Genomic DNA, 24,622 nt, shown 5'->3' with positions numbered 1-24,622 from the left:
ACACGCCCTTGAAATGAAAAAGGCCGCGAAGCAGGTTGCTTCGCGGCCTCTGTCTTTGCGCAATCAGTTGCGGTACGGATTGTTCGGGCTGCGGTCGTAGCGGTTGGGCACGCCGTCGTTGTCGCGGTCACGGTCGTAGCGGTTCGGCACACCGTCGCGGTCGCGGTCGCCGTAGTGCGCGCGCGGCGGCGGCGGACGGTCGTAAGGGGCCACCACGCAGCCAGCCAGCAGGGCCGATGCGGCCATCAGGATCGCCAAAGTCTTCGTCATGTGAGTTCTCCTTGGAGTGTTTGTCGAACCGGGGGTCGCCTCCTGCGAGCCGGTACTGCATTGAAGGCCACGCCGGTACGCGTCGGGTTTCGCGATGAAGGCCCTTGCGTGAAGTTCGTTACCGGATGTGGAACGTGCTGAGAACTTTGGCGTGTAGTTTTCGCTCGCCGGGGCGGTCGGCGGCGCGTGTGCGAGTAGGCGCGGTTCCCGTGGTGCATCGCGGAGAATGTCACCGGCCCACACTTCCGGATACGAAGCTTTTCTCTCGATGCAGTTCGCGCCTTTCATCCCCACCCGCAAGGCCCTCGCCCTGGCCGCCGCCGTGCTGGCCGCGGCCAGCGCGCACCCGGCCTGGGCCGTGGTCAGCTTCGACGAAGTGAAGCGCGAGTTCCGCTCCTCCGACACTGCCGTGCTCGACCGCAACGGCGAACTGCTGCAGCGCGTGCGCACCGACCCCACCGTGCGGCGCGGCCAGTGGACCGGGCTGGCCGACGTGTCGCCCGCGCTGCGCACGGCCATGGTGCTGAGCGAAGACAAGCGCTTCTTCGAACACAGCGGCATCGACTGGCGCGCCGTGTCGGCCGCCGCCTGGGGCAACCTGTGGAACACGCGCACGCGCGGCGCATCGACCATCACCATGCAGCTGTCGGGCCTGCTCGACGACGACCTGCGCCGCGCTTCAGGCGGGCGCAGCTTCACGCAGAAGATCAGCCAGACGGTGGCCGCCGCGCAGCTGGAGCGCAGCTGGCGCAAGGACCAGATCCTGGAGGCCTACCTCAACACCGTGCCGTTTCGCGGCGAGATCGTGGGCATCGATGCGCTCTCGCGCACGCTGTTCGGCAAGGCACCGAGCGGGCTCGACGCGCGCGAGGCGGCCGTGGCCTCGGCGCTGGTGCGCGCGCCGAACGCCAGGCCCAACGTGGTGGCGCAGCGCGCCTGCGAAGTGCTGCGCGCGATGGAGCCGCAGCAGAAGGTCGACTGCGAAGCGCTCGACATGTTCACCAGCGCGGCGGTGCAGCGGCGTGCCTTCGACGCGAACGAGGGCATTGCGCCGCATGCGTCGCGGCGCGTGCTGCGTGAATTGCGCGACTTGCGCGAGTTACGCGACCCGAAGGCGGCGGATGCGGGCACAGCCCCCAGCCCCAAGAAAGACAAGGACGCCGCCGTGCGCACCACGCTGCGCGCGCCGCTGCAACGCTTCGCGCTCGACACGCTGCAGCGCCACCTGCGCGAGCTGCGCGAGCGGCATGTGGAAGACGGCGCGCTGGTGGTGCTCGACAACGCGACCGGCGAAGTGCTCGCATGGGTCGGCTCGTCGGGCCCGCTGAGCCAGGCGGCCGAGGTCGACGGCGTGACCGCGCTGCGCCAGCCGGGCTCCACGCTCAAGCCGCTGCTCTACGGGCAGGCCATTGCCGAGCGGCGCCTCACGGCGGCTTCGCTGATCGAGGACTCGTCGGCGCAGATCAGCACAGCCAGCGGCCTCTACATTCCGCAGAACTACGACCGCCGCTTCAAGGGCCCGGTGTCGGCGCGCACCGCGCTGGCCGCCTCGCTCAACGTGCCCGCCGTGCGCACGCTGGTGATGGTGTCGCCCGAGTCCTTCGCGCGCGAGCTGCGCGCGGCCGGCCTGCCGCTGCGCGAGAGCGGCGACTACTACGGCTACAGCCTCGCGCTGGGCAGCGCCGAGGTGTCGCTGCTGTCGCTCACCAACGCCTACCGCATGCTGGCCAACGGCGGGCGCTACGGCACGACGACGCTGACAGTGCAGCCCACGGCGACGGGTACAGCGACGGGTGCAGCGCCGGGGGGCAAGTCGAAGGCCGCCACGCCACCCCCATCGCCGCCGCTGCTCGACCCGCGCGCCGCCTTCATCGTCGGCGACATCCTCTCCGACCCCAACGCGCGCACGCGCACCTTCGGCCTCGACAGCATTCTGTCCACCCGCTTCTGGACGGCCGTGAAGACCGGCACCAGCAAAGACATGCGCGACAACTGGGCCGTGGGCTGGTCGCAGCGCTACACGGTGGGCGTGTGGGTGGGCAACGCCAGCGGCGAGTCGATGTGGGACGTGAGCGGCACCAGCGGCGCCGCGCCGGTGTGGGCCGAGGTGATGCGCTTCCTGCACGCGCGCGAGCCGAGCCGCGCGCCCGCGCCGCCCGCGGGCCTGGTCGAGTCGCGCGTCGAATTCGGCCCCGGCCCCGACGGCAGCCCGCTGGAGGCGGCGCGCAGCGAGTGGTTCCTGCAAGGCACCGAGCAGCCGCTGTTCGCGCTGGACACCGGCATGGCGAACGACATCGGCTTCGCGCGCATCACCTCGCCGTCGGACGGCACCATCATCGCGGTCGACCCCGACATTCCGCCGCTGCGCCAGCGCGTGCGCTTCGAGTCCGAAGGGCGCGGCGTGCAGTGGCGCATCGACGGCAAGTTCTTCGCGCGCGGCAACACCGCGCAATGGCTGCCGTGGCCGGGCCGGCATGTGATCGAGCTGGTGGACGGCGCCGGCAAGGTGGTGGACCAGCGCCGCATCGAGGTGCGCGGCGCAGGCGTGGTGACGAAGAGCGCGCGCCGCTGAGAAAAACACGAAGACGAAGGGAGTGCTGAATGAATGCTCGCCGCTGGCCGGGAACGGCGCTGGCGTGGTTGTACCTGTGCCTGCATCTGTGCCTGGGCCTGCTGGCGGTGGCGCTGCCCGCGCAGGCCAAGCCGGTGCCGGTGCCCGCCATGCAGTCGCGCGTGGTCGACCTCACCAGGACCCTGAAGGCGGACGAGGCGGAGGCGCTGCGTGCCGACATCGCCGCGCTCCAGTCCGAGACGCAGGCCCAGCTCGCGGTGCTGATCGTGCCGACCACGGGCGAGGACTCCATCGAGCAGTACGCCACGCGCGTCTTCGCGCAATGGAAACTCGGGCGCAAGGAAGAAGACGACGGCGTGCTGCTGCTGGTGGCGCTGAAGGACCGGCGCATGCGCATCGAGGTGGGCACCGGGCTGGAGGGCACGATCACCGACATCCAGGCGGCGGCCATCATCGACCGCGAGATGACGCCGCGCTTTCGCGGCGGCGACTTCGCGGGCGGCATCCGGGCGGCCGTGCACTCGCTGTCCGCGCTGATCGCGGGGCCGTCAGCGTCCGCTGCGGACGCCGACATGCAGGTGCATGAACTGCCGTCGGACACCGCGCCGGCGATCGCCTCGCGCGACGGGCACGTCACGCCCGAAGGCTGGGCGCTGCTCGGCGTGGCGCTGTGGAGCCTCGCGGTGGGCGCGTGGCACGGGCGCGGCATGGCCAGCAACGCGCACGAACGCACGGCCGTGCAGCAGTCGGGCCGCAAGCGCAAGGGCAAGCTCAACGGGAAGCTGCAAGGCAAGGCCAGGAGCGCTCGCCCCGAGCCCTGGGCCGGCGCCGTGGCCGCCATCGAGCCCCCCGCGCCGCGGCGCAAGCCCAACTGGCGCGTGGCGCTCGGCCTGTTCGCCGTGGGCCCGGTGGCCGCGGCCGCGGCGCTGCTGAACCCGTTGATGGCGGGCTTCATGGCCATGCCGGCCGGCTTCGCCTACGGCGTCGGCTACGCCAGCGGGCGCTCGCGTGCGGTGAGCTACGTGGTGGGCGGCATCGCGCTGTTCATCGCGGCGCTGGTCGCCGTGGCGTTCATCGTCGGGGAAGAACACTTCTGGTGGGGCTTCCTGTGGGCCTTGGGCGTGGGCGGGGTCGGCGTCTTCGTCACGGGCATCTTCTTCGCCATGCGGGCTTGCTGGCGCAGGAGTGAACTGGGTTTCCTGCTGCGCTCGGCCGCTGCGCTGGGCGTCATCGGCTGGGTGGCGGCGATGGCGCAGCCGGGGCTGACGCCCGACGAATCGTGGATTCCGGTCGGGCTGGTGACCTTCATCACGCTGCTGTTCGCGTACCTGCCGTACGGCGGCGGCGGAGGTGGCGGCGACAGCGACGACAGCGGCTGGAGCAGCAGCTCCTCGAGCAGCTCGTCGTCCTCTTCGTCTTCTTCGTCTTCCTCGTCGTCCGACAGCGGCGGCGGCTCCAGCAGCGGCGGCGGCGCCTCGGGAAGCTGGTAGTTCGGGGGGCTGCAGGGCGGCCTCAGGACGCCCTGAACACGCCCAGCATGTAGTCGACGAAGGTCTTGATCTTGGGCGAGTTGCGGCGCGCCGGCAGGTAGACCAAGTTGATCTCCTGCGGCTTGAGCTTGAGCGCCGGCAGCACCGGCACCAGCAGCCCGCCGTCGAGCTGCGGCTGCGCCAGCGACACCGGCAGCAGCGCGATGCCCCGGCCCGAGAGCGCGAGCTGCAGGATCAGCTCGAGGTCGTCCGACTGGCACACGCTTTCCACGCGCACGCGGTGCGTCTTCTCCGGTGTCGCCAGGTGGATCTCGCGCTTGCGGCCCTCGGCGTCGGCGCTCAGGAAGGCGTGCGATGCCAGGTCCGACAGGCTGGCCAGCGGCGCGTGCGGCGCCAGGTAGGCGGGCGCGGCGCACAGCATCAGCGGCTCGTTCTTCAGGTGGCGCGCCACCAGCTCGTCGCAGCCTTCGCGGCCGCGTCGGATGGCCACGTCGGTCTCGTCGCGGAACAGGTCGACACGGTCGCGGCCGGTCTCGACCACCACGTCGAGCTGCGGGTAGGCGCCCATGAAATCGGGCAGGTGGCTGGTGAGCAGCTCGCGGCCGTAGTAGTGCGGCACGGCGATGCGCAACCGGCCGGTGACGGTGCTGCCGCTGGAGGAGAGGTTGAGCATGACGTCGTCGAGGATCGTCAGCACATGCTGGGCAGCCACCAGGAACTCCCGGCCCTCGTCGGTGAGCGCGAAGCGCGTGGAGCCGCGGTGCAGCAGCTGGTGGCCCACCGTGGCTTCCAGCCGCTGGAGCTGGCGCGAGGCGGAGGCCTTGGGTACGTTCAGCACATCGGCGGCCGGGGTCAGTCCCCCGAGCTGCGCGGCCTTGGTGAAAAGCCGCACGTCCGACAAAGAAAAGTCCTTCATTTCAACTTCGGCGAGATCCGTTTCCTGTGGTTCTGGCGCTCCCTGGACGCTGTTAGAGACGGTCGGGAAGGGAGCACCGGACCGCGAAACAAGGCAACTTCTGGATTCATAAGTGACCTTTAGTTTCATTTTCAGCCAGCGGATCGGGCTCGGTTAACAATGGTGAAAAGCATTTCCCAATGCCGGAAAAAGTTCACTTTATTCGGACAAATCTTCGAAACCGGCTTGCGCCCGGCTGCGAATAGAGCTTGGTGGGCACTGTGGCGCGAATGCGCCGTTCAACCACCTCACCCCTAGCCCGGGTTTTGCATTGACAGCAAAATTCGTCTAATCATTGAATGAATAGGCCTTCTCGATGCTCGCCCAAGCCCCTCGCACCTCCCTGGCAGACAGCGCCGCCGACAGCATCCGCGCCGAGATCTCCGCCGGCCGCTGGGCGGTCGGCTCCCGCATCCCGATCGAGCCGCAGCTGGCCCAATTGCTCGGCGTGAGCCGCGGCACGGTGCGCGAAGCGGTCAAGACGCTGGTGTCGCGCGGCCTGCTCGAGGTGCGCCAGGGTTCGGGCACCTACGTGCGCTCGGGCTTCGACCCCTCCGCCAGCCTGCAGAAGATGCGCCTGGCCAGCCTGCGCGACCAGTTCGAGGTGCGCCGCGCGCTCGAGGTCGAGGCCGCGCGCCTGGCCGCCGTGCGCCACACCGCGCGCGACCTGCGCCGCCTGCACACCCTGCTCGACAAGCGCGGCGTGCCCGACGCCGACGACGCGGGCGCCTCGTTCGTCGAGCGCGACCTGGCCTTCCACCTGGCCATCGTCGACGTGTCGGGCAACCTGGCGCTGGCCGAGACCTGCCGCTTCGTCACGGGCTACATCAAGGAAACCATCGCCAGCACCATGGGCACGGTGCTGCCCGAGCCCGACGAGGCGGCGCACCGCGCCATCGTCGAAGGCATTGCCAGCCGCAACCCCGACGTGGCGGCCGAGGCGGTGCGCGCCTTCATGGCGCCGATGATCAACGCGCTCGCACTGGGCACCCCGGCCACGCCTTGAGCATCCGCTGATGCACCCATTGAGCACCTCTTGAACACCCCATGAATTCGGCCACCCTTTCTTCTTCGCCTTCCACCGCCGCAGCGGCGCGCGCCCCCAACAGCCTCGCCCGCCGCATCCTGCTCGGCGCCAGCGTGGTGCTGATCGCCTTCAACCTGCGCCCGGTGTTCTCCAGCCTGTCGGTCGTGCTGCCCGAGATCATCAAGGCCACCGGCCTCTCTGCCACCGCCGCGAGCCTGCTGACCACGCTGCCGATCGTCTGCCTGGGCGTGTTCGCGCCGCTGGCGCCCGGCCTCGGGCGCCGCTTCGGCACCGAGCGCACGCTGCTGGGCTGCATGGTGCTGATCGGCGTGGGCACGGTGCTGCGCGGCACCGGCCACATTCCGCTGCTGTTCCTGGCCTCGGCCATCGCGGGCAGCGGCATCGCGGTGTCGAACGTGCTGCTGTCGGGCCTGGTGAAGCGCGACTTCGCGAGCCAGGCGGCGCTGATGATGGGCCTGTACACCATGGCCGTGTGCGGCGGCGCCGCGAGCGCGGCCGGCTTCACGGTGCCGCTGGAGCACGCGCTGGGCGGCGGCTGGACCATGGCGCTGGCCATGTGGGCGCTGCCGGCCGCGCTGGTCACGCTGATCTGGGCGCCGCAGGCGCTGCCCCGCAAGCCGGTGGCCAGCGAGTCGGGCTTCACGGTGCGCGGCCTGTGGCGCGACAAGCTGGCCTGGCAGGTCACCTTCTTCATGGGCCTGCAGTCCGCGCTGGCCTACATCGTGATGGGCTGGCTCGCGCCCATATTGCGCGAGCGCGGCCTGGGCAGCGAGACGGCCGGCTACGTGGTGTCGCTGTCGGTCATGACGCAGGTGGTCACCTGCCTGGTCGTGCCGGCGCTGGCCGTGAAGCTGCGCAACCAGCGCGGGCTGGCGGTGGTGCTGGCCGCGATGACGGTGGCGGCCATGCTGGCGATGCTGTTCGCGCCGCTGGCCGGGGTCTGGGCCTGGGCCGTGCTGCTGGGCATCGCGCAGGGCGGCACCTTCGCGCTGGCGCTCACCATGATCGTGCTGCGCTCGCCCGACTCGCACGTGGCCGCGCACCTCTCGGGCATGGCGCAGGGCGTGGGCTACATGGTGGCGGCCTTCGGCCCGCTGGTGGCCGGGCTGCTGCACGGCTGGACCGGGAGCTTCGGCGCCTCGTCGTGGCTGTTCATCGGGCTGGGCATCGCGCTGGTGGTCGCGGGCCTGGGCGCCGGCCGCACGATGCACGTGGGCACGACGACGGTGCCCCGTCACTAGGCACGGGGCATCAGCGCCGCAGCCCTACTGCAGGTAGCTCTCGGCCAGCAGCGCCCAGTAGGCCGCGCCGATCGGCAGGTTGCTGTCGTTGAAGTCGTAGCCGGGGTTGTGCACCATGCAGCCGCCGTGCTCACCCGGCGCGCCGTTGCCGATGAACAGGTAGCAGCCGGGCTTCTTCTCCAGCATGAAGGCGAAGTCTTCGCTGCCCGTGACGGCCGGGCCCTGCGGCTCGACATGCGCCTCGCCCACCAGCTCGTAGCCGATGCGGCGCGCGAACTCGGTTTCATCCGGCGTGTTCACCAGCACCGCATAGCCCTTGCGGTAGTCGACGTGCGCCTTCACGCCGAAGCTCTCGGCCTGCGCGTTGACGATGGCCTTGACCCGCTTCTCGAGCAGCACGCGCATCTCGCGGTTCAGCGAGCGCACGCTGATCTCCAGCGTGCAGGTCTCGGGAATCACGTTGTTGGCCTTGCCGGCGTGGATGGCGCCCACGGTGACGATGGTCATCTCCTGCGGATCGGCGTTGCGCGAGACGATGGTCTGCAGCGCCATCACGATGCTGGAGGCCGCCACGATCGGGTCGGCCGTGCGGTGCGGCATGGCGCCGTGGCCGCCCACGCCGGTGAGCGTGACGGTGGCGTAGTCCGACGAGGCCATGGCCGCGCCTTCGCGGAACACCAGGTCGCCCTGCTTGCGGCCCGGCGAGTTGTGCATGGCGTACACCGCGTCGCACGGGTACTTGTCGAACAGGCCGTCCTCCATCATCTTCACGGCGCCGCCCATGCCCTCTTCGGCCGGCTGGAAGATCAGGTTCAGCGTGCCCGAGAACTCGCCGTGCTGCGCCAGGTACTTGGCCGCGCCGAGCAGCATCGCCGTGTGGCCGTCGTGGCCGCAGGCGTGCATGATGCCCGGCCGCCCGCTGCGGTAGGCCAGGCCCGTCTTCTCCTCGATGGGCAGCGCGTCCATGTCGGCGCGGATGCCGATGGCACGCGTGCCGCCGCCACGCTTCAGGCGGCCCACGAGGCCAGTCACGCCCAACCCGCGTTCAACTTCATAGCCCCACGCCGTGAGGCGCTCGGCCACCAGGTCGCTGGTGCCGAACTCCTCGAAGCCGAGCTCGGGGTTCTGGTGGATCTGCTGGCGCACCGTCACGAATTCGGCGGCGTGCTTTCTCATGTACTCGAGGTAGTGCTGTGCGTTCTGGGGCATCGTGTGCTCTGGTTCGGTGGAAGGAAAAAACGGACGGGTCAGGGCCGCAGCGCCATGGTGGCGGGCAGCCGGGTCCATGGCAGGTCGGCCGGGTCGGCGGCCATCGGGCCCGGGGCCTTGGCCACGAGGATGGTGCTGGCAATGGGCGCGAAGTCGGCGCGGAAATGCACCGAGCTCTTGTTCACCAGCACCTTCATCGCCTCGGGCTCGATGCCCAGGTAGCGGAAGAACTCGCGGTCGAGCATCTGGCTCTTGCCGCTGGCCACGGCAATGCGCACGCCGTCGATCTCCAGGCAGGCGCTCGGGCCCAGCGACACCGTGCCGCCGCGCGACATCGGCCCCTTGCCCTGCACCTGCCCGTCGCTGAGCGCGGTCACGGTGAACACGCCTTCGACCGGCGCGTCGCTGAACTGGCCACCCCACGTGGGCACCGAGGTGCCGAGCGCGATGCGGATCTGCGCGCCCACGCCGGCCTTTTGCGCGGCGGCCGCGGCCGCCGGGTCGAACATCAGCCCCAGCGCCACCTGGCCCGGGTAGCGCTGGCCCGCGCCCTCGGCCAGCAGCGCGTGCAGCATGCCGGTGGTGTTGCTGTCGGCGCCCGCGCCGGGGTTGTCCTGCGTGTCGGCGATCACGACCGGCTGGCTCGCGCCTTCGGCCAGTTCGAGCGCGCGCGCCACGGCCGCACGCGGCTCCAGCACCTCGAGCCGCCACTGCGAGCGCGGCTGGTCGATGCGCTCGTACAGCGCGGCCACGGCCGCGCCGGCGTCGTCGCCGTAGCCCCACACCACCGGGCCGCACTCGGCAATGTCGGCGGCCGGAAAGCCGGTGGCAAAGCTCAGCACCGCGTCGTGCTTCGCGTCGAGCTCCTTCAGCAGCCCGTACACCGACGCGGCCGGCTCGATCATGGTCGACTGCACGTTCAGCGGCAGCAGGAAGGTGAAGCGCCGCGCGTGCAGCGGCTCGCGCGCGCCGCGCGCCATGCGGCGCTCCAGCAGCGTGGCCGCGAGCCGGCCGGTGTCGGCCATGTCGATGTGCGGGTAGGTGCGGTAGGTGGCCAGCGCGTCGGCCTCGGCCAGCATCTGCGCGGTGATGTTGCCGTGCAGGTCCAGGCTCGCGACGATGGGCACGCCGGGGCCCACCAGCGTGCGGATGCGCGCGATCAGCTCGCCCTCGGGGTCTTCGAGGTGCTCGGTCACGGCCGCGCCGTGCAGGTCGAGGTACACCGCGTCGATGCCGCCATTGGCCAGCGCCGCGGCCAGGTCCTCGGTGATGGCGCCAGAGATGCGCTCGAAGGCGTCCTCGGTCACGTGCGCGGACGGCGTGGCGCCGGCCCAGGCCGAGGGCACCAGCGACCAGCCCTTTTCCTTCGCCGCGTCGATGAAGCCGCCGACCGGGATGTTGCGGCCCGCGTAGGCCTCGACGATCGCTGCGCCGCGCCGGTACGGCGGAAAGCTCGAGCCCGCGTTGAACGCGGCCCAGTCGGCCTTGCTGGGCGCGAAGGTGTTGGTCTCGTGCTGGAAACCGGCGATGAAGACTTTCATGGATTCCTTGTCGTGGGGTGAAGCAATGAACGGGGCGCAGCCCTAGCTGCGCGCAAAAGCGAAGTCGCGCCCGGGCGCAGCAGCCAACAGTTTGCGCGTGTACGCATGCTGCGGTGCAAAGAACACGTCGCTCACGGCGCCGCGCTCCACGATCTCGCCCTGGCTCATGACGATCACGTTGTCGCAGATCTGGCTGGCCACGCGCAGGTCGTGGGTGATGAAGAGAATGCCGATCTTCAGCCGCTGCTGGATCTCGTCGAGCAGCCGAAGAATCTGCGCCTGCACCGACACGTCGAGCGCGGACACCGCCTCGTCGGCGATCAGCACCTTGGGCTCGCAGGCCAGCGCGCGCGCAATCGAGATGCGCTGGCGCTGCCCGCCCGAGAACTCGCTCGGGTAGCGGCGCAGCGCGTCGGGCGACAGCCGCACCAGCCGCATGAGTTCCTCGGCGCGGGCCCAGGCCTCGGCGTGCGGCGTGCCGAAGTTCACCGGCCCTTCGACGATGGATGCCCCCACCGTCTGGCGCGGGTTCAGCGAGCGGTATGGGTCCTGGAAGATCACCTGCACCGTGCGCCGGAACGGCGACAGCGCGCGCCCCGTGGCGTGCGCCACCGAGCGGCCGTCGGCAAAGATGTCGCCCGAGGTCGGGTCGATCAGCCGCGCAATGCAGCGCGCCACCGTCGACTTGCCCGAGCCCGACTCGCCCACGATGCCCACGGTTTCGCCGGGCCGCACGGCCAGCGACACGTCGCGCGCGGCCTTCACCGTGCGGCGCTTGCCCGGCCAGCTGCCGGTGACGTAGGTCTTGCAGATGTTCACCGCATTCAGCAGCGGATAGGCGTCGGCCACCGGCGCTCGCTTGTGCGCCGACAGCTCGGGCACCGCATCGAGCAGCATCTGCGTGTAGGGCTCGCGCGGCGCGGTGAGCACCGCCATCTTGTCGCCCTTCTCGATCATGGCGCCCAGCTGCAGCACCACCACCTCGTCGGCGATCTCGGCCACCACGCCGAAGTCGTGCGTGATGAACAGCACCGCCGTGCCGTTCTCGGTCTGCAGCTCCAGGATGAGCTTGAGGATCTCGGCCTGCGTGGTCACGTCCAGCGCGGTGGTCGGCTCGTCGCAGATGAGCAGCGCGGGCTTCAGGATGAGCGCCATCGCGATCACGATGCGCTGGCGCTGTCCGCCCGAGAGCTGGTGCGGGTACGAGGCATAGATGCGCTCGGGCTCGGGCAGCCGCACGCGCGCCATGATCGCCAGGATCTTCTGCCGCCGCTCGGCCGCGCCCATGGACACGTGCTGCGCGAGCATCTCGTCGACCTGCGCGCCGCAGGTCATCACGGGGTTGAGCGCGGTCATGGGCTCCTGGAACACCATGGCCATCGACGGGCCGCGCAGCGCGCGCAGCCGCGCCTGCGGCGCCGCCAGCAGGTTCTCGCCCTGCAGCGCGATGGTGCCGCGCACGGGCACGAGCCCCGGCGGCAGCAGCCCCATCACGGCGTTGGCGATGACCGACTTGCCCGAGCCCGATTCGCCGAGCAGGCAGACGATCTTGCCGGGCGGCACGTCGAAGGAGATGTGGTCGACCGCATGCGCGCGGTCGCCGCCAGGCGGCAATGCGATGGCCAGGTCGCGCACGGAAAGAACGGGCGGAACAGGGGTGGGGTTCGTCATGGCTCAGCCTCCGCGCTTGTTGAACTTGGGGTCGAGCGTGTCGCGCAGGCCGTCGCCCAGGATGTTCACGGCCAGCACCGTGAGCGCCAGGAAGATGCCCGGGAACAGCACGTTGTGCGGGAACTGGTTGAACTGCGCGCGGCCCTCGGCCATGATGTTTCCCCAGGTCGCCATGTCCGCCGGCAGGCCCACGCCGAGGAACGACAGGATCGCCTCGACCAGGATGGCGGACGCGCACACGTAGGTCGCCTGGATGATCAGCGGCGCAATGGCGTTCGGCAGGATGTGCCGCACCAGGATCTTCCAGGTCGGCGTGTCCAGCGCGATGGCCGCTTCCACGTACGGCTCCTCGCGCACCGTGAGCACCACCGAGCGCACCAGCCGCGCCACGCGCGGGATCTCGGGCACCGCAATGGCCACCACCACCGTGAGCAGCTTGCCGCCGAACAGCGCCACCAGGCTGATCGCGAACAGAATGCCGGGAATGGCCATGACGCCGTCCATGAGCCGCATGACGGCGCTGTCGATGCGCCGGAAGTAGCCGCCCAGCAGCCCCACCAGCATGCCGAACACCACCGCCAGCGCGGCCACCGCGATGCCCACGGTGAGCGACACGCGCGCGCCGTACAGCGTGCGGCTCCAGATGTCGCGGCCCAGGCTGTCGGTGCCCATGACGAACAGGTGCTCGAAGGTGTCGCCGGCCAGGCTGTTGAACTCGCCGCGCGTGCCCGGCAGGATGTTCGAGCTGCCGGGGTCGATGGCGGTCGGGTCGATGGTGCCGAGCCACGGCGCGGCCAGCGCGATGAGCACCAGCAGCACCAGCACGCCGCCGCCGGCGCGCACCGACCAGTTGGCCAGGATGCGCTTGAGCAGCGAGCGGCGCCTGGGCGGCGGCAGTGCCTCCACGGCGCCGTCGGATGCAGGCGCCGGGGGGGCGAGGGAAAGAGACGAATCGGTCATGGTGTTTCTTCGTGGCGGTTCAATACCGGATGCGGGGGTCGAACACCAGGTAGCTCACATCGATCAGCAGATTGATGAGCACATAGATGACGGAGAAGAACAGCGTGATGCCCTGGATCAGCGGAAAGTCGCGCGAGAGCACCGCGTCGACCGTGAGCTGGCCGAGCCCCGGAATGGCGAACACCGTCTCGGTGACCACCACGCCGCCGATGAGCAGCGCAATGCCGATGCCGATCACCGTGACGATGGGAATCGCCGCGTTGGCCAGTGCGTGGCGCATCAGCAGGCGCGTCTCCGATATGCCCTTGGCGCGCGCCGTGCGGATGTAGTCCTCGGTCATGGCCTCGGCCACCGCCGCGCGCGTGACGCGCGCGATCAGCGCCACGTAGATGATCGACAGCGTGATCGACGGCAGGATCAGGTGCTTGAGCCACAGCAGCGGCCCCTGGCTCAGCCGCGCGTAGCCCTGCACCGGCAGCCACTGCAGGTGCAGCGCGAAGATCCAGATGAGCACGTAGCCGATGACGAAGGCGGGTATGGAAAAACCCATCACCGAGAAGCCCATGAGCATGCGGTCGAGCCACCCGCCATGGCGCCACGCGGCGATCACGCCCAGCGGCACCGCGATGAGGATGGTGACCACCAGCGTCACCGCGGCCAGCGACACCGTGGCCTCGATGCGCTGGCCGATCAGCTCGGTCACGGTCTTCTTCATGAAGTACGACTCGCCCAGGTTGCCCTGCAGCAGCTGCGCGCTCCAGTGGAAGAACTGCACGGGCAGCGACTGGTTCAGGCCCAGCTGCTCGCGCACCCTGGCGATGTTCTCGCTGGTGCCGCTGTCGCCCACGATGGCGGCCGCGGGGTCGCCGGGCGCGAGCCGCAGCATCAGGAAGACGATCAGCGCGACGATGACGAGCACCGGCACGGTCGAGAGAATGCGGCGTGCAAGAAAGAGCAGCATGGGCGGGTCCCGTGAGGCGGGCTCAGTTCTTCTTCAGGTTCCAGAACACGCCGACCGGCGAGCGCACCACGCCGCTCACCACGCCCTTGCGGTAGGCCGTGAGCGGCTTGTATTCGCCGATGGGCGCGTAGATGCCGGTGTCGTACACGCGCTGCTGGATGGCCGTGGCCAGTTCCTTGCGCTTGGGTTCGTCGGCCGTGGCGAGGAACTCCGACTTCAGCTGCTCGAGCTTGTCGTCGGTGGCCCAGCCGAACCAGCCCTTGTCGCCGGTGCCGGTGAGCGGTGCGAAGAACATCGGGTTCATGTTGTCGGCAATGCCCCAGCCGGTGATGAAGAGGTTCCAGCCGCCGTTGGTGACCGGGTCTTTCTTGGCGCGGCGCGTGACGAGCGTGGGCCAGTCCATCGACTGCATGTCGACGTTGAAGCCGGCCTGCTTGAGCAGCTGCGCCATCACCGGCGGAAACTTGTTGAGCACCGCGAAGTCGGCCGGGAACATCAGCACCACGGGCTTGCCGTCATAGCCGGCTTCCTTCAGCAGCGCCTTGGCCTTCTCGAACTGCGGCTTGCCGGTGAAGTAGCCGGTCTTGTCGGTCGCGAAGGTCGAGCCGCACGGGTAGATGGAGGCGCAGCTGTTGTACAGCTCCTTGTGCACCAGCTGGGCGCGCATGAGCGCCTCCTGGTTGATGGCCATGAACGCGGCCTGCGCGATCTTCGGGTTGTCGAAGGGTGGGATCAGGTGGTTCAGGTGCAGCGCGAACGAGCCCTTGGACACCGGGCTGTCGAGCGTGATGGCGGGGTTGTTCTTCAGCGCCGTGTACTGCTCGGAGGGCACCCACTCGATCATGTCGACCTCGCCGTTGGCCAGCGCGTTGGCCTGGGTCTGCGCGTCCTTCAGGATGATCCATTCCATGCGATCGACGTACACGTTCTTGCCGCCGGCGGTGCCCGAGGGCGCCTCGGTGCGCGGCACGTACCTGGTGTTCTTCAGGTAGACGATCTTCTCGCCGGGCCGGTACTCGTCCTTCTTGAAGATGTACGGGCCCGAGCCGGTGGCGTCGTCGATCTGCTTGTCGGCGGGCGTGGCGGCCACGCGCGCGGGCATGATGAAAGGCGGGTTCGACGAAGGCTTGCTCAGCGCGTCGAGCACCATGCCGAAGGTGTCCTTGAACACCAGCTTGAAGGTGTTGGCGTCGACCGCCTCGGCCTTGTCGAGCGCGGCGAACATCTTCTGGCCCAGGCCGTCGCGCTGGCCCCAGCGCTTGAGCGAGGCGAGCACGTCTTCCGAGGTGACGGGCTTGCCGTCGTGGAAGGCCAGGCTCTTGCGCAGCGTGAAGGTCCAGGTCTTGCCGTCGGGGCTGGTCGTGTACTTGTCGACCATCTGCGGATGCACCTTGCCCTGCTCGTCCACGCCGAACAACGTGTCGTAGACCATGTAGCCGTGGTTGCGCGTGATGAAGGCGGTGGTCCAGATCGGGTCGAGGATCTTCAGGTCGGACTGCGGCACCAGGCGCAGCACCTTGCCGGTGTCCTGCGCGAAGGTGGTGGCTGCCGCCGCGGCCAGCAGGGCGCCCGCGAAGATGGCTTTCAATCGTCGTTTCGTCAGCATGGGTCAGTTCTCCGGTTGAAAAAGGGGGACGCGAAAACGGGCAACGCCAGGAACACATGCGTCGTGTGGCGTTGCGGAAAACAAGTCATGGAAACAAGGAGGCTCCGGAAGCGAACACGGACACCCCGCGCTCTGCGCGGCGTGCCCCTGCTGTCCTTTTGCCTGAGAGATTCACCCTGCGCGCACATCGCACAGGGCTTGCCCCTTCGGCGGCTGCCCTCGGTCCCTGCAACGGGTCCGGTCAGCGCTCTCCAGCGTTAGAAAAATCCAGTCTTGGGACCTGAGCGTTCTGGGCTATCGCCTTCGGTAATGCACTAACTCGAAGCATCGAGCCGGCATTTCTCCTGGATGGATTTCTCCAAAGCAGTTTGCGTGCCACTCGGCGCGATGCGCGTGGCCCTACGCTGCGCGCACGGTGCGCGATACGCCTTTGTATTTACTGCGGCCCGCCGCAGAAGCCCGCGCGCTCGGTGGTCTTCGCGGTGAAGCGGATGCGCGAGCTGACCGCGGCGCTCTGCGGTTCGTTCTGGCCCCACTCGGTCTGCAGCCACGTGTACTGCCAGTCGTACAGGCCGCCGGGTTTCGCGGCTTCGCCGTAGGCGATGCGCAGGCTGCCGTTGCTCTCGTCGTGGCAGTGCCTGGAGGTCTTGTATTCCTTCTCGCTGAAGCAGGCGCGGATCATCTTGAAGCACGAGAAGGGAATGTCTTCGTGCACGGCCTTGCCGTCCTCGAGCGGCACGAAGTCGGCGGTGTCGAACGAGGCGCCGCCGCCCGAGTACATCTCCGACACGGTCTGCAGCACGGCCACCGCCCACTTGCCTTCGGCCAGCGGATAGAGCGCGGGCGCAAGCGACAGGCGGGTCTCGGGCGCGCCCGCGTTGTCTTCCTTCCTGACGGACTCGGCGTAGGCCGGGAATTCGTACATGCGGTCGAGCTGCCAGCCCTTCGCGTCGGTGGTGCGCTTGACGCGCGCCATGGCCAGCGGCTGTGCGGAGAGCACGACGAAGTTGCCCGGCGTTGCGCCGCGTGGGCGGTACAGGCCCAGCTGCTGCACGTCGCACGGCTGCGGCAGCAGGGCGCACAGACGCGCACGCCATTGCGCATCGACCGACTCGGGCTTGTTCACCACCTCGAACACCTGCGCGGACGGCGCGGCGAGCACCGGGCCGGCGAACAACGACACGAGGAGACCGGTGGCGAGCAGCTTTTTCATGGAGCCGAATGGTAGCCACGGCGGGCGCCTTTCGTGCGGCCGGCTGCACAAGCTCGCTTGGTACAGTCGGCCGCGACCATGAACCCACCTACCTCCCTCCTCCAGATCGGCGCGCTCGGCTTCGCGTACCCCGGCCAGCCCGCCATCGCCTCGAACTGGAGCGCCGCCATCGGCCCCGGCGTGACGCTGCTGTACGGCGACACCGGCGCGGGCAAGTCGGCGCTGCTGCAGGTGATTGCGGGCGCGCTGCCCGCCACCGGCGAGCTGAGCGTGGCGGGCACCAGCCTGGCCGCGTCGCCCGAGGCCTATCGCCGTAACGTCTTCTTCGTCGACCCGTCCACCGACCGCTTCGACCAGGCCACGGTGCACCAATGCACCGCCGCGCTGCGCGAGGGCGACGCGGGCTTCGACGACGCCCGCTGGCAGGCGCTGGTCGAAGGCTTCTCGCTGACCCCGCACCTGGAGAAGTCGTTGTTCATGCTGTCGACCGGCTCGAGGCGCAAGGTGTGGCTGGCCGCCGCCCTCGCCTCGAGCCGCCCGCTGGTGCTGCTGGACGAGCCCGCGGCCGCGCTGGACGCGGGTTCGGTGCGCTGCCTGTGGCGTTCGCTGTGCGAACTGGCCGAAGCGGGCACGCAGAGGGCCTTCCTGGTCGCCAGCGCCGAGCGCATCGACACCGTGCCGCTGGCGGCCACCATCGAGCTGCCGCTCCCCTGAAACCCCATTGACAAGGTGCCCGTGGGGGTGATCGCCCCTCGGGCGGACTAAACAGGTCGCCGACGGGCGACAATCGCGGATTCCGGCGGCCGATCCCGCCAGAAGTTTTCCAGCCAACCCGACAACCAGCATCTACGGAAGCAAGCGCATGAGCTCGAAGCAACCCACCATCGTCTACACCCTCACCGACGAGGCGCCCCTGCTGGCGACCTACGCGTTTTTGCCCATCATCCGCGCCTTCACGAACCCGGCCGGCATCAACGTCACCACGAGCGACATCTCCGTGGCCGCCCGCGTCCTGGGTGAATTCCCCGAATTCCTGAGCGACGCGCAGAAGGTGCCCGACAACCTCAGCGAACTCGGCAAGCTCACGCTGCAGGCCGACGCCAACATCATCAAGCTGCCCAACATCAGCGCCTCGGTGTCGCAGCTCAAGGCGGCGATCAAGGAACTGCAGGGCAAGGGCTACAAGATCCCCGACTACCCCGAGAGCCCGTCCACGGACGAGGACAAGGACATCCGCGCGCGCTACAACAAGTGCACCGGCAGCGCCGTGAACCCCGTGCTGCGCGAAGGCAACTCCGACCGCCGCGCGCCCAATGCCGTCAAGGAATACGCACGCAAGAACCCGCACAGCATGGCCGACTGGAGCCAGGCCTCGCGCTCCCACGTGTCGCACATGCACGGCGGCGACTTCTATCACGGCGAAAAGTCCATGACCCTGGACCGCGCGCGCAACGTGAAGATGGAGCTGATCACCAAGAGCGGCAAGACCATCGTGCTCAAGCCCAAGATCGCGCTGTTGGACCGCGAAGTGATCGACTCCATGTTCATGAGCAAGAAGGCGCTGCTGGCCTTCTATGAAAAGGAGATCGAGGACGCGCACAAGACCGGCGTCATGTTCTCGCTGCACGTCAAGGCCACCATGATGAAGGTCTCGCACCCCATCGTGTTCGGCCACTGCGTGAAGATCTTCTACAAGGAAGCCTTCGAGAAACACGGCAAGCTGTTCGACGAGCTGGGCATCAACGTCAACAACGGCATGGTCGACCTGTACACCAAGATCGCCACGCTGCCCCAGAGCACGCAGGACGAGATCAAGCGCGACCTGCACGCCTGCCACGAGAACCGCCCCGAACTGGCCATGGTCGACTCGGCCAAGGGCATCACCAACTTCCATTCGCCCAACGACGTCATCGTGGACGCCTCGATGCCCGCGATGATCCGCAACGGCGGCAAGATGTGGGGCGCCGACGGCCGCCTGAAGGACGTCAAGGCCGTGATGCCCGAGTCGACCTTCGCCCGCATCTACCAGGAGATCATCAACTTCTGCAAGTGGCATGGCGCCTTCGACCCCAAGACCATGGGCACGGTGCCCAACGTGGGCCTCATGGCCCAGAAGGCCGAGGAGTACGGCTCGCACGACAAGACCTTCGAGATCCCGGAAGACGGCGTTGCCAACATCACCGACCTGGACAGCGGCGAAGTGCTGATGAGCGAAGACGTGGAGCAAGGCGACATCTGGCGCATGTGCCAGGTCAAGGACGCCGCGATCCGCGACTGGGTCAAGCTGGCCGTCACCCGCGCGCGCAACTCCGGCATGCCGGTGGTGTTCTGGCTGGACGCCTACCGCCCGCACGAGGCGCAGCTGATCACCAAGGTCAAGATGTACCTGCACGAGCACAACACCTCGGGCCTGGACATCCAGATCATGAGCCAGGTGCGCGCCATGCGCTACACGCTGGAACGCGTCGTGCGCGGCCTGGACACCATCAGCGCCACCGGCAACATCCTGCGCGACTACCTGACCGACCTGTTCCCCATCATGGAACTGGGCACCTCGGCCAAGATGCTGTCCATCGTGCCCCTGATGGCCGGCGGCGGCCTGTACGAGACCGGCGCGGGCGGCTCGGCCCCCAAGCACGTGCAGCAACTGGTCGAGGAGAACCACCTGCGCTGGGACTCGCTGGGTGAATTCCTGGCGCTGGCCGTGAGCCTGGAAGACCTGGGCCTGAAGACGGGCAACAAGCAGGCCGCCATCCTGGCCAGGACGCTCGACACCGCCACCGGCAAGCTGCTGGACAACAACAAGAACCCGTCGCCCAAGACCGGCCAGCTGGACAACCGCGGCAGCCAGTTCTACCTGGCCATGTACTGGGCCCAGGAACTGGCCGCGCAGACCGAAGACAAGGATCTGCAAGCCAAGTTCAAGAAGCTGGCCGAGACGCTCACGTCCAACGAGCAGAAGATCGTCGACGAGCTCGCAGCCGTGCAAGGCAAGGCCGTGGACATCGGCGGCTACTACCTGGCCGACCCCGAGAAGTACGCGGCCGTGATGCGTCCGAGCGCAACGCTCAACGCCACCCTGGCGTCGGCACAAGCCTGACGCCACGACGAGCCCTGGGACGGCAGCAACTGCCGCTCCCCGGCTCTCCCTCCTCCAGCGGGTGCGGGACTAGACTCCACGTCCCTCCATCCGCTGGCAAGGCAGGCCCCCCATGAAAACCTGGCTCATTCCCGCCGTGCTGGCCGTTGCCGGCGCCGCCCATGGCGCCCAAAGCTGCGACGACCTGCGCACCCAGATCGAATCGAAGATCGCCGCCGCCGGCGTGGCGCGCTTCACCGTGTCCGTGGTCGATGCCAACGCACCGGCCAGCGGGCAGGTGGTGGGCAGCTGCGAGCTGGGCAGCAAGAAGGTCGTCTACGAAAAAGGCGTCGGAGAACCGAGGCCGGACGCGGGCGGCGCGCCGGCGCTGGCGCCGTCGCCGTCGCGCGAGCCCATGCTCACCGAATGCAAGGACGGCACCGTGTCCGTCGGCGGCGATTGCCGCAAGCCGCAATAGCCCGGCCAGCCCGGGCCAGCTCGGGCCGACCTGGGGCTAGTTGCAGGCCTCGGGGTTGAGCAGCCCCCGTTGCATCGCCTCGCGCACCGCCTGTGCGCGCGTCTTCACCGCCAGCTTGCGGTAGATGTTCTTCACCTGCGCATCGACCGTGTGCAGCGAGCGGTAGCTGGTCTCGGCGATCTCGCGGTTGCTCAGGCCTTGCGAAATCATGCGCAGCACCTTCAGTTCGCGCGGAGACAGCGAGCCGCGTCCGCGCTCCGGGCTCGCCGGCGCCGCCGCGCGCGCGCGCCTGGCCTTCGGTGGCGCCGAGGCTGCGGCCTCGGCCAGCGGCTCGGCCCCGGTCGAGCGCTTCGTCTCCAGGATGCGCCGTGCAATGCGAGCGGCCGTGGCCGAGTCGCCTTCGGCGATCAGGCGCATCAGGAAGGCCAGCTCCACCTCGTTCGCCTCGGAGAACATCGAACCCACGATGCTCGCGGCCGCGGCCGAATCGGCCGGCAGCACGTCGTCGCCGAGCGCGTGCGCGAGCCCTGCGTCGCGCTCCCAGGCGGGGAAGCCGGCGGGCAATGCGCTGCCGGGCGTGGCGGCTTGCGGCGGCGCGCTCCAGTGGCCCGGCTGCATCGCGCGGGCCGCCCGGTACAGCTGCGCGCCCGGCGCCGCGATGGTGTTGTTCTTGCGAAAGACTTCCGGCTTCAGCAGCGCTGGCGACAGCGGCATCCTCGGGCTCGCCGCGCTCACCGACACGCTCGCGCGGCTTGCGCCGTCGCCCGGGTACATCGCGCCGAGTACGCACATCTGGTCGATGAGCCGCGTGCGTTCCCGCAGCGCCACGAGCCGCGCCCGCGCCCCCCAGCGCTTCACGCCCAGGCTGCGCCGGAAGAGCTTGCCGCGCCCCGCGATGCCCTTCGCCAGCCAGCGCAGCGGCCGCCCTTCGAGCGCCGCCCCGCCGGCGGCGCTGGTGCGATAGCGGCTTGCCAACCGCAGGGCAACCCGCCCGATCTTTCCCGTGGACATGTCTGTCTCGCCCCCTCAAGAATGAAGTGAAGCTGCGTATTGACCGGTACTCGCCCAGGGCAAACCGCGCACGCGTGGACTTGCTGCCACGTCTGCAGGGAGATTGCGTGCACGCGCCGGACGGCCTTGACCGTGCGTCTCACTTCTTGAGAGAATCCGCCAGATTTCCGGGAATTTTTGGCACTTTCGTCTTATTTGTAGGTTTTTTAACGGTCTTCACGCCGTTTTTTGAACATCTTTGATGGGCTTGCGCGACCTCGAAACCGGTGTCCGTTCCACGCTCCCGAACGGTCTTCCCTACAGCCACTTCAGCGTGCTGAACGAGCCGCCGGCCCGTCGGGTGCAGGCCTGGCGCGACCGCGTGGGCCACGTCATGGACGTGGTGCCCGTTCCCGACGACAGCGGCCGCCCGTTTCACGCAGCCATCGACCGCTACGACATCGGCGACGTCGTCTTCACCGACTGCCGCTCCGACGCCATGCGGCTGGAGCGCTCGCTGGCGCGCATTTCCACCGACAAGGTGCGCGACTTCGCCTTCCATGTGTTCCTGGAGGGCGACGTCGAAGGCGTCACCGTGCGCTCGCCGGCCCGGCAAAAGGAAACGCCCCATTCGGCCAAGGTGATCGCGCTCGACATGGGCCAGCCCGTGCGCATGCGGCGCAACGACTGCCGGGTGCTGACCTTCTTCGTGCCCGGCTCGCTGGTGAACGAAGTCTTTCCCGACCCCGAGGCCATCCACGGCCGCGTGATGCCGCAGCACACGCCGCTCGCGCGGCTGGCCCTGGCCCAGGTCGAGGCGCTGGGCCGCGACATCTCGCACATGAGCGCCCTCATGGCCGAGAACGCCGTGCGTTCGAGCGCGCAGCTGCTGCTGGCCGGTTTCGGCAAGGAAGCCCGCCTGAGCGGCGACGCGCGCGCCGCCGCGCGCGCGGCCATGTTCGGCCAGGTGCGGCGCTACGTGCAGGCCAACCTGCACCGCGCCGACCTGTCGCCCGAGCAGGTGCTGGCCGCGCTGCACCTGCCGCGCCCCACCCTGTACCGGCTGTTCCAGCACGAAGGCGGCCTGGGCGCGTACATCCGCCACCTGCGCCTGCGCCATGCGGCCGACGACCTCGCGCGCTACCCGCACATGATGGTCACGGACGTGGCGTACGGCGTGGGGTTCAAGAGCCCGTCGGATTTCACGCGGGCGTTTCGCCGGGCGTACGACGTGTCGCCGCAGGAGTTCAGGGCGTCGTCGGCAAGGCCTGCCTGAGAGCAGCCGCCGCCGGATGCGGCACCCGGCTACAGTCGCCCGGATGTTGCGTCGCGCCCTGCCTCTTCTTTGCCTGGCGATCCTTTGCCAGTCCGGCGCGCAGGCGCAGCAGATGCAGCAGATGCAGCAGGTGCAGGAGGTGCCCGACGGTGCACCGGCGAGCCAGGAAAGCGCCATCGGCTATGCCTCGCCGGACGCTGCCTTGAAAGCCCTGCAGGCAAAGCCGGGCGTGAACATCCGTGAAGAGAACGACTGGTTTGTGATCGACGACGCGAGCGAGATGACCTTGTGGTCCATCGCGACGCCCCAGCACCCCGTGTACCCCACAGCCGTCAAGCGGAGCCTGATCCAGGAAAACGGAACCATCGACATCCGGATGCACGTGCTCTGCGGCGCGAGCAAGGAGGCTTGCGACGATGTGGTGGAGCAGTTCCGGAAGATGAACGCGGGCCTTGCCGAGTCGCTGAACCGCAAGCGCTGAGGCGCATGGCTCGATGCCCGGCGCGCCGCCTGAGCCTCGAGCCGTCCGCAGCCGCCGGACCGGAACCTACCTCGCCCCCACCACCCGCGCGATCCAAGCCAGCAGCACCGCCTCGACCTCGTCGCGGTTGGTCTCGTTCAGCGTCTCGTGCCGCGCACCGCCGAACACGTGGCACGACACGTCGCGCAGCCCCGCCTCGCGGTAGCGCTGCACCAGCGGATAGAACCATTCGGCCTTGTTGCTGACCGGGTCCTCGTCGCCCACGAACAGGTACAGCGGCAGCTCGGGCCGGATGCGTTTCTGCATCGCGGCGGGCGCCAGGTCGGCGAGGTTCGCGAACATCGAGCCCATGCCCTCGGCCGAAACCGTGAAGCCGCACAGCGGGTCGGCCATGTAGGCGTCGACCTGTGCCGGGTCGCGGCTGAGCCAGTCGAAGGGCGTGCGCACGTCGGGCAGCGCGGCGTTCATGTCCTCGAGCTTGAAGCCACCCTGCAAGGCGGCGCCGAGCAGGTCGAGCGCGGAGGTGCCAGAGAGCACCGCGCCCGACAGCAGTTCGCCGTGCCTGACGAGGTAGTACTGCGTGGCGAAGGAGCCCATGCTGTGGCCGAGCAGGATCAGCGGCAGGCCCGGATGCACGCCGCGCACGTGGCGGCTCAGCAGCGCCATGTCGTCCACCAGCCCGGCGAACCCGCGCGGGCCGAACTCGCCCAGCTCGCCGCGCGCCGAAGCGCCCTTGCCGTGGCCGCGGTGCTCGTTCGAATAGACGACGTACCCGGCCTGCACCAGCGCCTGCGCCAGATGCCGATAGCGCAGCGAATGCTCGCCCATGCCGTGCGCCAGCTGGATGACGGCCCGCTGCGTCGCGCCCTGCCAGCGATGGGCCTCCACCGTGACGCCGTCGTTGGCGCTGAGGTCGAAGTGCGTCTCGGTGATCTGCATGCGGTGCTCCAGTGGAAAGGGACTGCCATCCTAGGCGGTGGCGGCTGGAGCGGGGGTCAGGGCTTTCCTGCTTGGGGTGCGCGGCGCGCGGCCAGCAGCCCGGCCATCGCCTTCAACGCCGCTTCAGGCGTCGGCTCGATCTGGATCGAGCAGGCCAGCATGAGGTTCAGCTGCTGGCCGAAGTCTTCGACCGCGATGCCGGTGCCGCTTTCGCGCAGCACGCCGTTCGCGTCCTTCTCGCATGCCAGCGCCGCCTGCGCGCGGTCCGCATAGCTGCCCTCCGCCACGCCGTAGGCCACCACGGGAATGCCGAGCGCAATGGCCGCGCCGACTTCGAACACCGTGCCGGAATCGGGCTCCAGGCCCCTGAAGCAGGCGAGGTTGGCGACGACACCGTCGGCACCGCGAAGACGCTGCATGTTGGCTTCGTAGATCCGCTTCTCGGGCGTGTCTGAAGTCGTGTCTTCGTTGCCGTCGGCGGGCAGCAGGGCTGCGAGGCCGACCGCATCGCAAGCGGCGGCGAGCCGGACGAAATGGTCTCTGGCGTCGGGACGGAAGACGTCCGGGCCGGCCAGGTAGATGCGCGGACGCGACGGAATTTCGGGAGCTTCGACCATCGACGGAGCATCATCGATTTCCCGG

21 protein-coding genes and 1 riboswitch are annotated in these 24,622 nt (G+C 69.0%); of the genes, 9 read left to right on the top strand and 12 right to left on the bottom strand.

Features of this window, described 5'->3' with window-relative positions:
• Window positions 1-63 precede the first annotated feature (63 nt).
• Window positions 64-270: a thrombospondin type 3 repeat-containing protein gene (locus tag BM004_RS03960; RefSeq protein ID WP_093123893.1), complete on the bottom strand. Its 207-nt coding sequence runs from the start codon at window positions 268-270 to the stop codon at window positions 64-66.
• Window positions 271-538: 268 nt separating this feature from the next.
• On the opposite strand from BM004_RS03960, the gene pbpC reads away from it, so the two are divergent.
• Both pbpC and BM004_RS41765 read left to right on the top strand, forming a co-directional pair.
• The gene (gene pbpC, locus BM004_RS03955) at window positions 539-2,842 is read left to right on the top strand and encodes a penicillin-binding protein 1C (RefSeq protein ID WP_093211404.1); all 2,304 of its coding nucleotides are present in this window, start codon (window positions 539-541) and stop codon (window positions 2,840-2,842) included.
• Window positions 2,843-2,871: 29 nt separating this feature from the next.
• Window positions 2,872-4,332 (top strand): TPM domain-containing protein, encoded by a 1,461-nt coding sequence (locus BM004_RS41765; RefSeq protein WP_093212011.1) that lies wholly within the window; start codon window positions 2,872-2,874, stop codon window positions 4,330-4,332.
• Between the two features lie 22 nt (window positions 4,333-4,354).
• Here BM004_RS41765 and BM004_RS03945 read toward each other — a convergent pair whose 3' ends face one another.
• Complete coding sequence (locus BM004_RS03945; RefSeq protein WP_093123888.1) at window positions 4,355-5,248, bottom strand: LysR family transcriptional regulator; 894 nt, start codon at window positions 5,246-5,248, stop codon at window positions 4,355-4,357.
• A 355-nt stretch (window positions 5,249-5,603) separates the two neighbouring features.
• Here BM004_RS03945 and BM004_RS03940 point away from each other — a divergent pair, with 355 nt between their 5' ends.
• Entirely contained in the window at window positions 5,604-6,293 is a 690-nt protein-coding gene (locus tag BM004_RS03940) for a FadR/GntR family transcriptional regulator (protein ID WP_093211402.1), read from the top strand.
• 41 nt (window positions 6,294-6,334) lie between these two features.
• Entirely contained in the window at window positions 6,335-7,576 is a 1,242-nt protein-coding gene (locus BM004_RS03935) for a CynX/NimT family MFS transporter (protein ID WP_093211400.1), read from the top strand.
• Window positions 7,577-7,600: 24 nt separating this feature from the next.
• Here BM004_RS03935 and BM004_RS03930 read toward each other — a convergent pair whose 3' ends face one another.
• The 7 genes from BM004_RS03930 to BM004_RS03900 form a co-directional block, all read right to left on the bottom strand.
• Window positions 7,601-8,785 carry a M20 aminoacylase family protein gene (locus BM004_RS03930; protein WP_093125158.1) on the bottom strand — a complete coding sequence of 395 codons (1,185 nt, stop codon included), beginning with the start codon at window positions 8,783-8,785 and terminating at the stop codon, window positions 7,601-7,603.
• A gap of 38 nt (window positions 8,786-8,823) precedes the next feature.
• Window positions 8,824-10,326: a M81 family metallopeptidase gene (locus tag BM004_RS03925; protein WP_093211398.1), complete on the bottom strand. Its 1,503-nt coding sequence runs from the start codon at window positions 10,324-10,326 to the stop codon at window positions 8,824-8,826.
• Between the two features lie 42 nt (window positions 10,327-10,368).
• Window positions 10,369-11,997, bottom strand: coding sequence for a dipeptide ABC transporter ATP-binding protein (locus BM004_RS03920; protein ID WP_093211396.1), 1,629 nt, complete (start codon window positions 11,995-11,997; stop codon window positions 10,369-10,371).
• Between the two features lie 3 nt (window positions 11,998-12,000).
• Window positions 12,001-12,957 (bottom strand): ABC transporter permease, encoded by a 957-nt coding sequence (locus tag BM004_RS03915; RefSeq protein WP_093211394.1) that lies wholly within the window; start codon window positions 12,955-12,957, stop codon window positions 12,001-12,003.
• Between the two features lie 19 nt (window positions 12,958-12,976).
• Entirely contained in the window at window positions 12,977-13,918 is a 942-nt protein-coding gene (locus BM004_RS03910; protein WP_093123872.1) for an ABC transporter permease, read from the bottom strand.
• Between the two features lie 22 nt (window positions 13,919-13,940).
• Entirely contained in the window at window positions 13,941-15,524 is a 1,584-nt protein-coding gene (locus BM004_RS03905) for an ABC transporter substrate-binding protein (RefSeq protein WP_093123869.1), read from the bottom strand.
• Window positions 15,525-15,664: 140 nt separating this feature from the next.
• Window positions 15,665-15,789: riboswitch (glycine riboswitch) on the bottom strand.
• Between the two features lie 171 nt (window positions 15,790-15,960).
• Window positions 15,961-16,737, bottom strand: a complete 777-nt coding sequence (locus tag BM004_RS03900; protein WP_093211392.1) for a hypothetical protein — start codon at window positions 16,735-16,737, stop codon at window positions 15,961-15,963.
• Window positions 16,738-16,815: 78 nt separating this feature from the next.
• Between BM004_RS03900 and BM004_RS03895 the strand changes: the two genes are divergently transcribed.
• From BM004_RS03895 to BM004_RS03885, 3 genes are all read left to right on the top strand, one after another.
• Window positions 16,816-17,451, top strand: coding sequence for an ABC transporter ATP-binding protein (locus BM004_RS03895; RefSeq protein WP_093212009.1), 636 nt, complete (start codon window positions 16,816-16,818; stop codon window positions 17,449-17,451).
• A gap of 148 nt (window positions 17,452-17,599) precedes the next feature.
• Window positions 17,600-19,837 (top strand): NADP-dependent isocitrate dehydrogenase, encoded by a 2,238-nt coding sequence (locus BM004_RS03890; RefSeq protein WP_093211390.1) that lies wholly within the window; start codon window positions 17,600-17,602, stop codon window positions 19,835-19,837.
• Between the two features lie 112 nt (window positions 19,838-19,949).
• Complete coding sequence (locus BM004_RS03885) at window positions 19,950-20,294, top strand: DUF1161 domain-containing protein (protein WP_093211388.1); 345 nt, start codon at window positions 19,950-19,952, stop codon at window positions 20,292-20,294.
• A gap of 36 nt (window positions 20,295-20,330) precedes the next feature.
• Here BM004_RS03885 and BM004_RS03880 read toward each other — a convergent pair whose 3' ends face one another.
• On the bottom strand, window positions 20,331-21,305 hold the full coding sequence (locus BM004_RS03880; protein WP_093211386.1) for a helix-turn-helix transcriptional regulator: 975 nt from the start codon (window positions 21,303-21,305) through the stop codon (window positions 20,331-20,333).
• 241 nt (window positions 21,306-21,546) lie between these two features.
• Here BM004_RS03880 and BM004_RS03875 point away from each other — a divergent pair, with 241 nt between their 5' ends.
• Both BM004_RS03875 and BM004_RS03870 read left to right on the top strand, forming a co-directional pair.
• A complete protein-coding gene (locus BM004_RS03875; protein WP_093211384.1) occupies window positions 21,547-22,560 on the top strand; it encodes an AraC family transcriptional regulator in 1,014 nt (337 codons plus the stop codon).
• 43 nt (window positions 22,561-22,603) lie between these two features.
• Window positions 22,604-23,041: a hypothetical protein gene (locus tag BM004_RS03870; RefSeq protein WP_143072404.1), complete on the top strand. Its 438-nt coding sequence runs from the start codon at window positions 22,604-22,606 to the stop codon at window positions 23,039-23,041.
• A gap of 66 nt (window positions 23,042-23,107) precedes the next feature.
• On the opposite strand, the gene BM004_RS03865 is transcribed toward BM004_RS03870, so the two are convergent.
• Entirely contained in the window at window positions 23,108-23,980 is an 873-nt protein-coding gene (locus BM004_RS03865; RefSeq protein ID WP_093211380.1) for an alpha/beta fold hydrolase, read from the bottom strand.
• A gap of 56 nt (window positions 23,981-24,036) precedes the next feature.
• Window positions 24,037-24,597 carry a nucleoside 2-deoxyribosyltransferase gene (locus BM004_RS03860; RefSeq protein ID WP_093211378.1) on the bottom strand — a complete coding sequence of 187 codons (561 nt, stop codon included), beginning with the start codon at window positions 24,595-24,597 and terminating at the stop codon, window positions 24,037-24,039.
• Window positions 24,598-24,622 lie beyond the last annotated feature (25 nt).

Origin of the sequence: Variovorax sp. OK212 (genome assembly GCF_900112425.1) — a bacterium.
Taxonomy (GTDB): domain Bacteria; phylum Pseudomonadota; class Gammaproteobacteria; order Burkholderiales; family Burkholderiaceae_C; genus Variovorax.
Note: the sequence above shows the minus strand (reverse complement) of the source record. Positions and strands in the feature narration are given on the sequence as shown.

Excerpts from the sequence above, each read along its gene's own strand:
- BM004_RS03935 (WP_093211400.1), top strand. The coding sequence starts at position 6,335 with ATGAATTCGGCCACCCTTTCTTCTTCGCCTTCCACCGCCGCAGCGGCG.
- BM004_RS03925 (WP_093211398.1), bottom strand. The coding sequence starts at position 10,326 with ATGAAAGTCTTCATCGCCGGTTTCCAGCACGAGACCAACACCTTCGCG.
- BM004_RS03870 (WP_143072404.1), top strand. The coding sequence starts at position 22,604 with ATGTTGCGTCGCGCCCTGCCTCTTCTTTGCCTGGCGATCCTTTGCCAG.
- pbpC (WP_093211404.1), top strand. The coding sequence starts at position 539 with ATGCAGTTCGCGCCTTTCATCCCCACCCGCAAGGCCCTCGCCCTGGCC.
- BM004_RS03930 (WP_093125158.1), bottom strand. The coding sequence starts at position 8,785 with ATGCCCCAGAACGCACAGCACTACCTCGAGTACATGAGAAAGCACGCC.
- BM004_RS41765 (WP_093212011.1), top strand. The coding sequence starts at position 2,872 with ATGAATGCTCGCCGCTGGCCGGGAACGGCGCTGGCGTGGTTGTACCTG.
- BM004_RS03885 (WP_093211388.1), top strand. The coding sequence starts at position 19,950 with ATGAAAACCTGGCTCATTCCCGCCGTGCTGGCCGTTGCCGGCGCCGCC.
- BM004_RS03915 (WP_093211394.1), bottom strand. The coding sequence starts at position 12,957 with ATGACCGATTCGTCTCTTTCCCTCGCCCCCCCGGCGCCTGCATCCGAC.
- BM004_RS03875 (WP_093211384.1), top strand. The coding sequence starts at position 21,547 with ATGGGCTTGCGCGACCTCGAAACCGGTGTCCGTTCCACGCTCCCGAAC.
- BM004_RS03880 (WP_093211386.1), bottom strand. The coding sequence starts at position 21,305 with ATGTCCACGGGAAAGATCGGGCGGGTTGCCCTGCGGTTGGCAAGCCGC.
- BM004_RS03900 (WP_093211392.1), bottom strand. The coding sequence starts at position 16,737 with ATGAAAAAGCTGCTCGCCACCGGTCTCCTCGTGTCGTTGTTCGCCGGC.
- BM004_RS03945 (WP_093123888.1), bottom strand. The coding sequence starts at position 5,248 with ATGAAGGACTTTTCTTTGTCGGACGTGCGGCTTTTCACCAAGGCCGCG.
- BM004_RS03940 (WP_093211402.1), top strand. The coding sequence starts at position 5,604 with ATGCTCGCCCAAGCCCCTCGCACCTCCCTGGCAGACAGCGCCGCCGAC.
- BM004_RS03910 (WP_093123872.1), bottom strand. The coding sequence starts at position 13,918 with ATGCTGCTCTTTCTTGCACGCCGCATTCTCTCGACCGTGCCGGTGCTC.
- BM004_RS03960 (WP_093123893.1), bottom strand. The coding sequence starts at position 270 with ATGACGAAGACTTTGGCGATCCTGATGGCCGCATCGGCCCTGCTGGCT.
- BM004_RS03895 (WP_093212009.1), top strand. The coding sequence starts at position 16,816 with ATGAACCCACCTACCTCCCTCCTCCAGATCGGCGCGCTCGGCTTCGCG.
- BM004_RS03920 (WP_093211396.1), bottom strand. The coding sequence starts at position 11,997 with ATGACGAACCCCACCCCTGTTCCGCCCGTTCTTTCCGTGCGCGACCTG.
- BM004_RS03860 (WP_093211378.1), bottom strand. The coding sequence starts at position 24,597 with ATGGTCGAAGCTCCCGAAATTCCGTCGCGTCCGCGCATCTACCTGGCC.
- BM004_RS03890 (WP_093211390.1), top strand. The coding sequence starts at position 17,600 with ATGAGCTCGAAGCAACCCACCATCGTCTACACCCTCACCGACGAGGCG.
- BM004_RS03905 (WP_093123869.1), bottom strand. The coding sequence starts at position 15,524 with ATGCTGACGAAACGACGATTGAAAGCCATCTTCGCGGGCGCCCTGCTG.
- BM004_RS03865 (WP_093211380.1), bottom strand. The coding sequence starts at position 23,980 with ATGCAGATCACCGAGACGCACTTCGACCTCAGCGCCAACGACGGCGTC.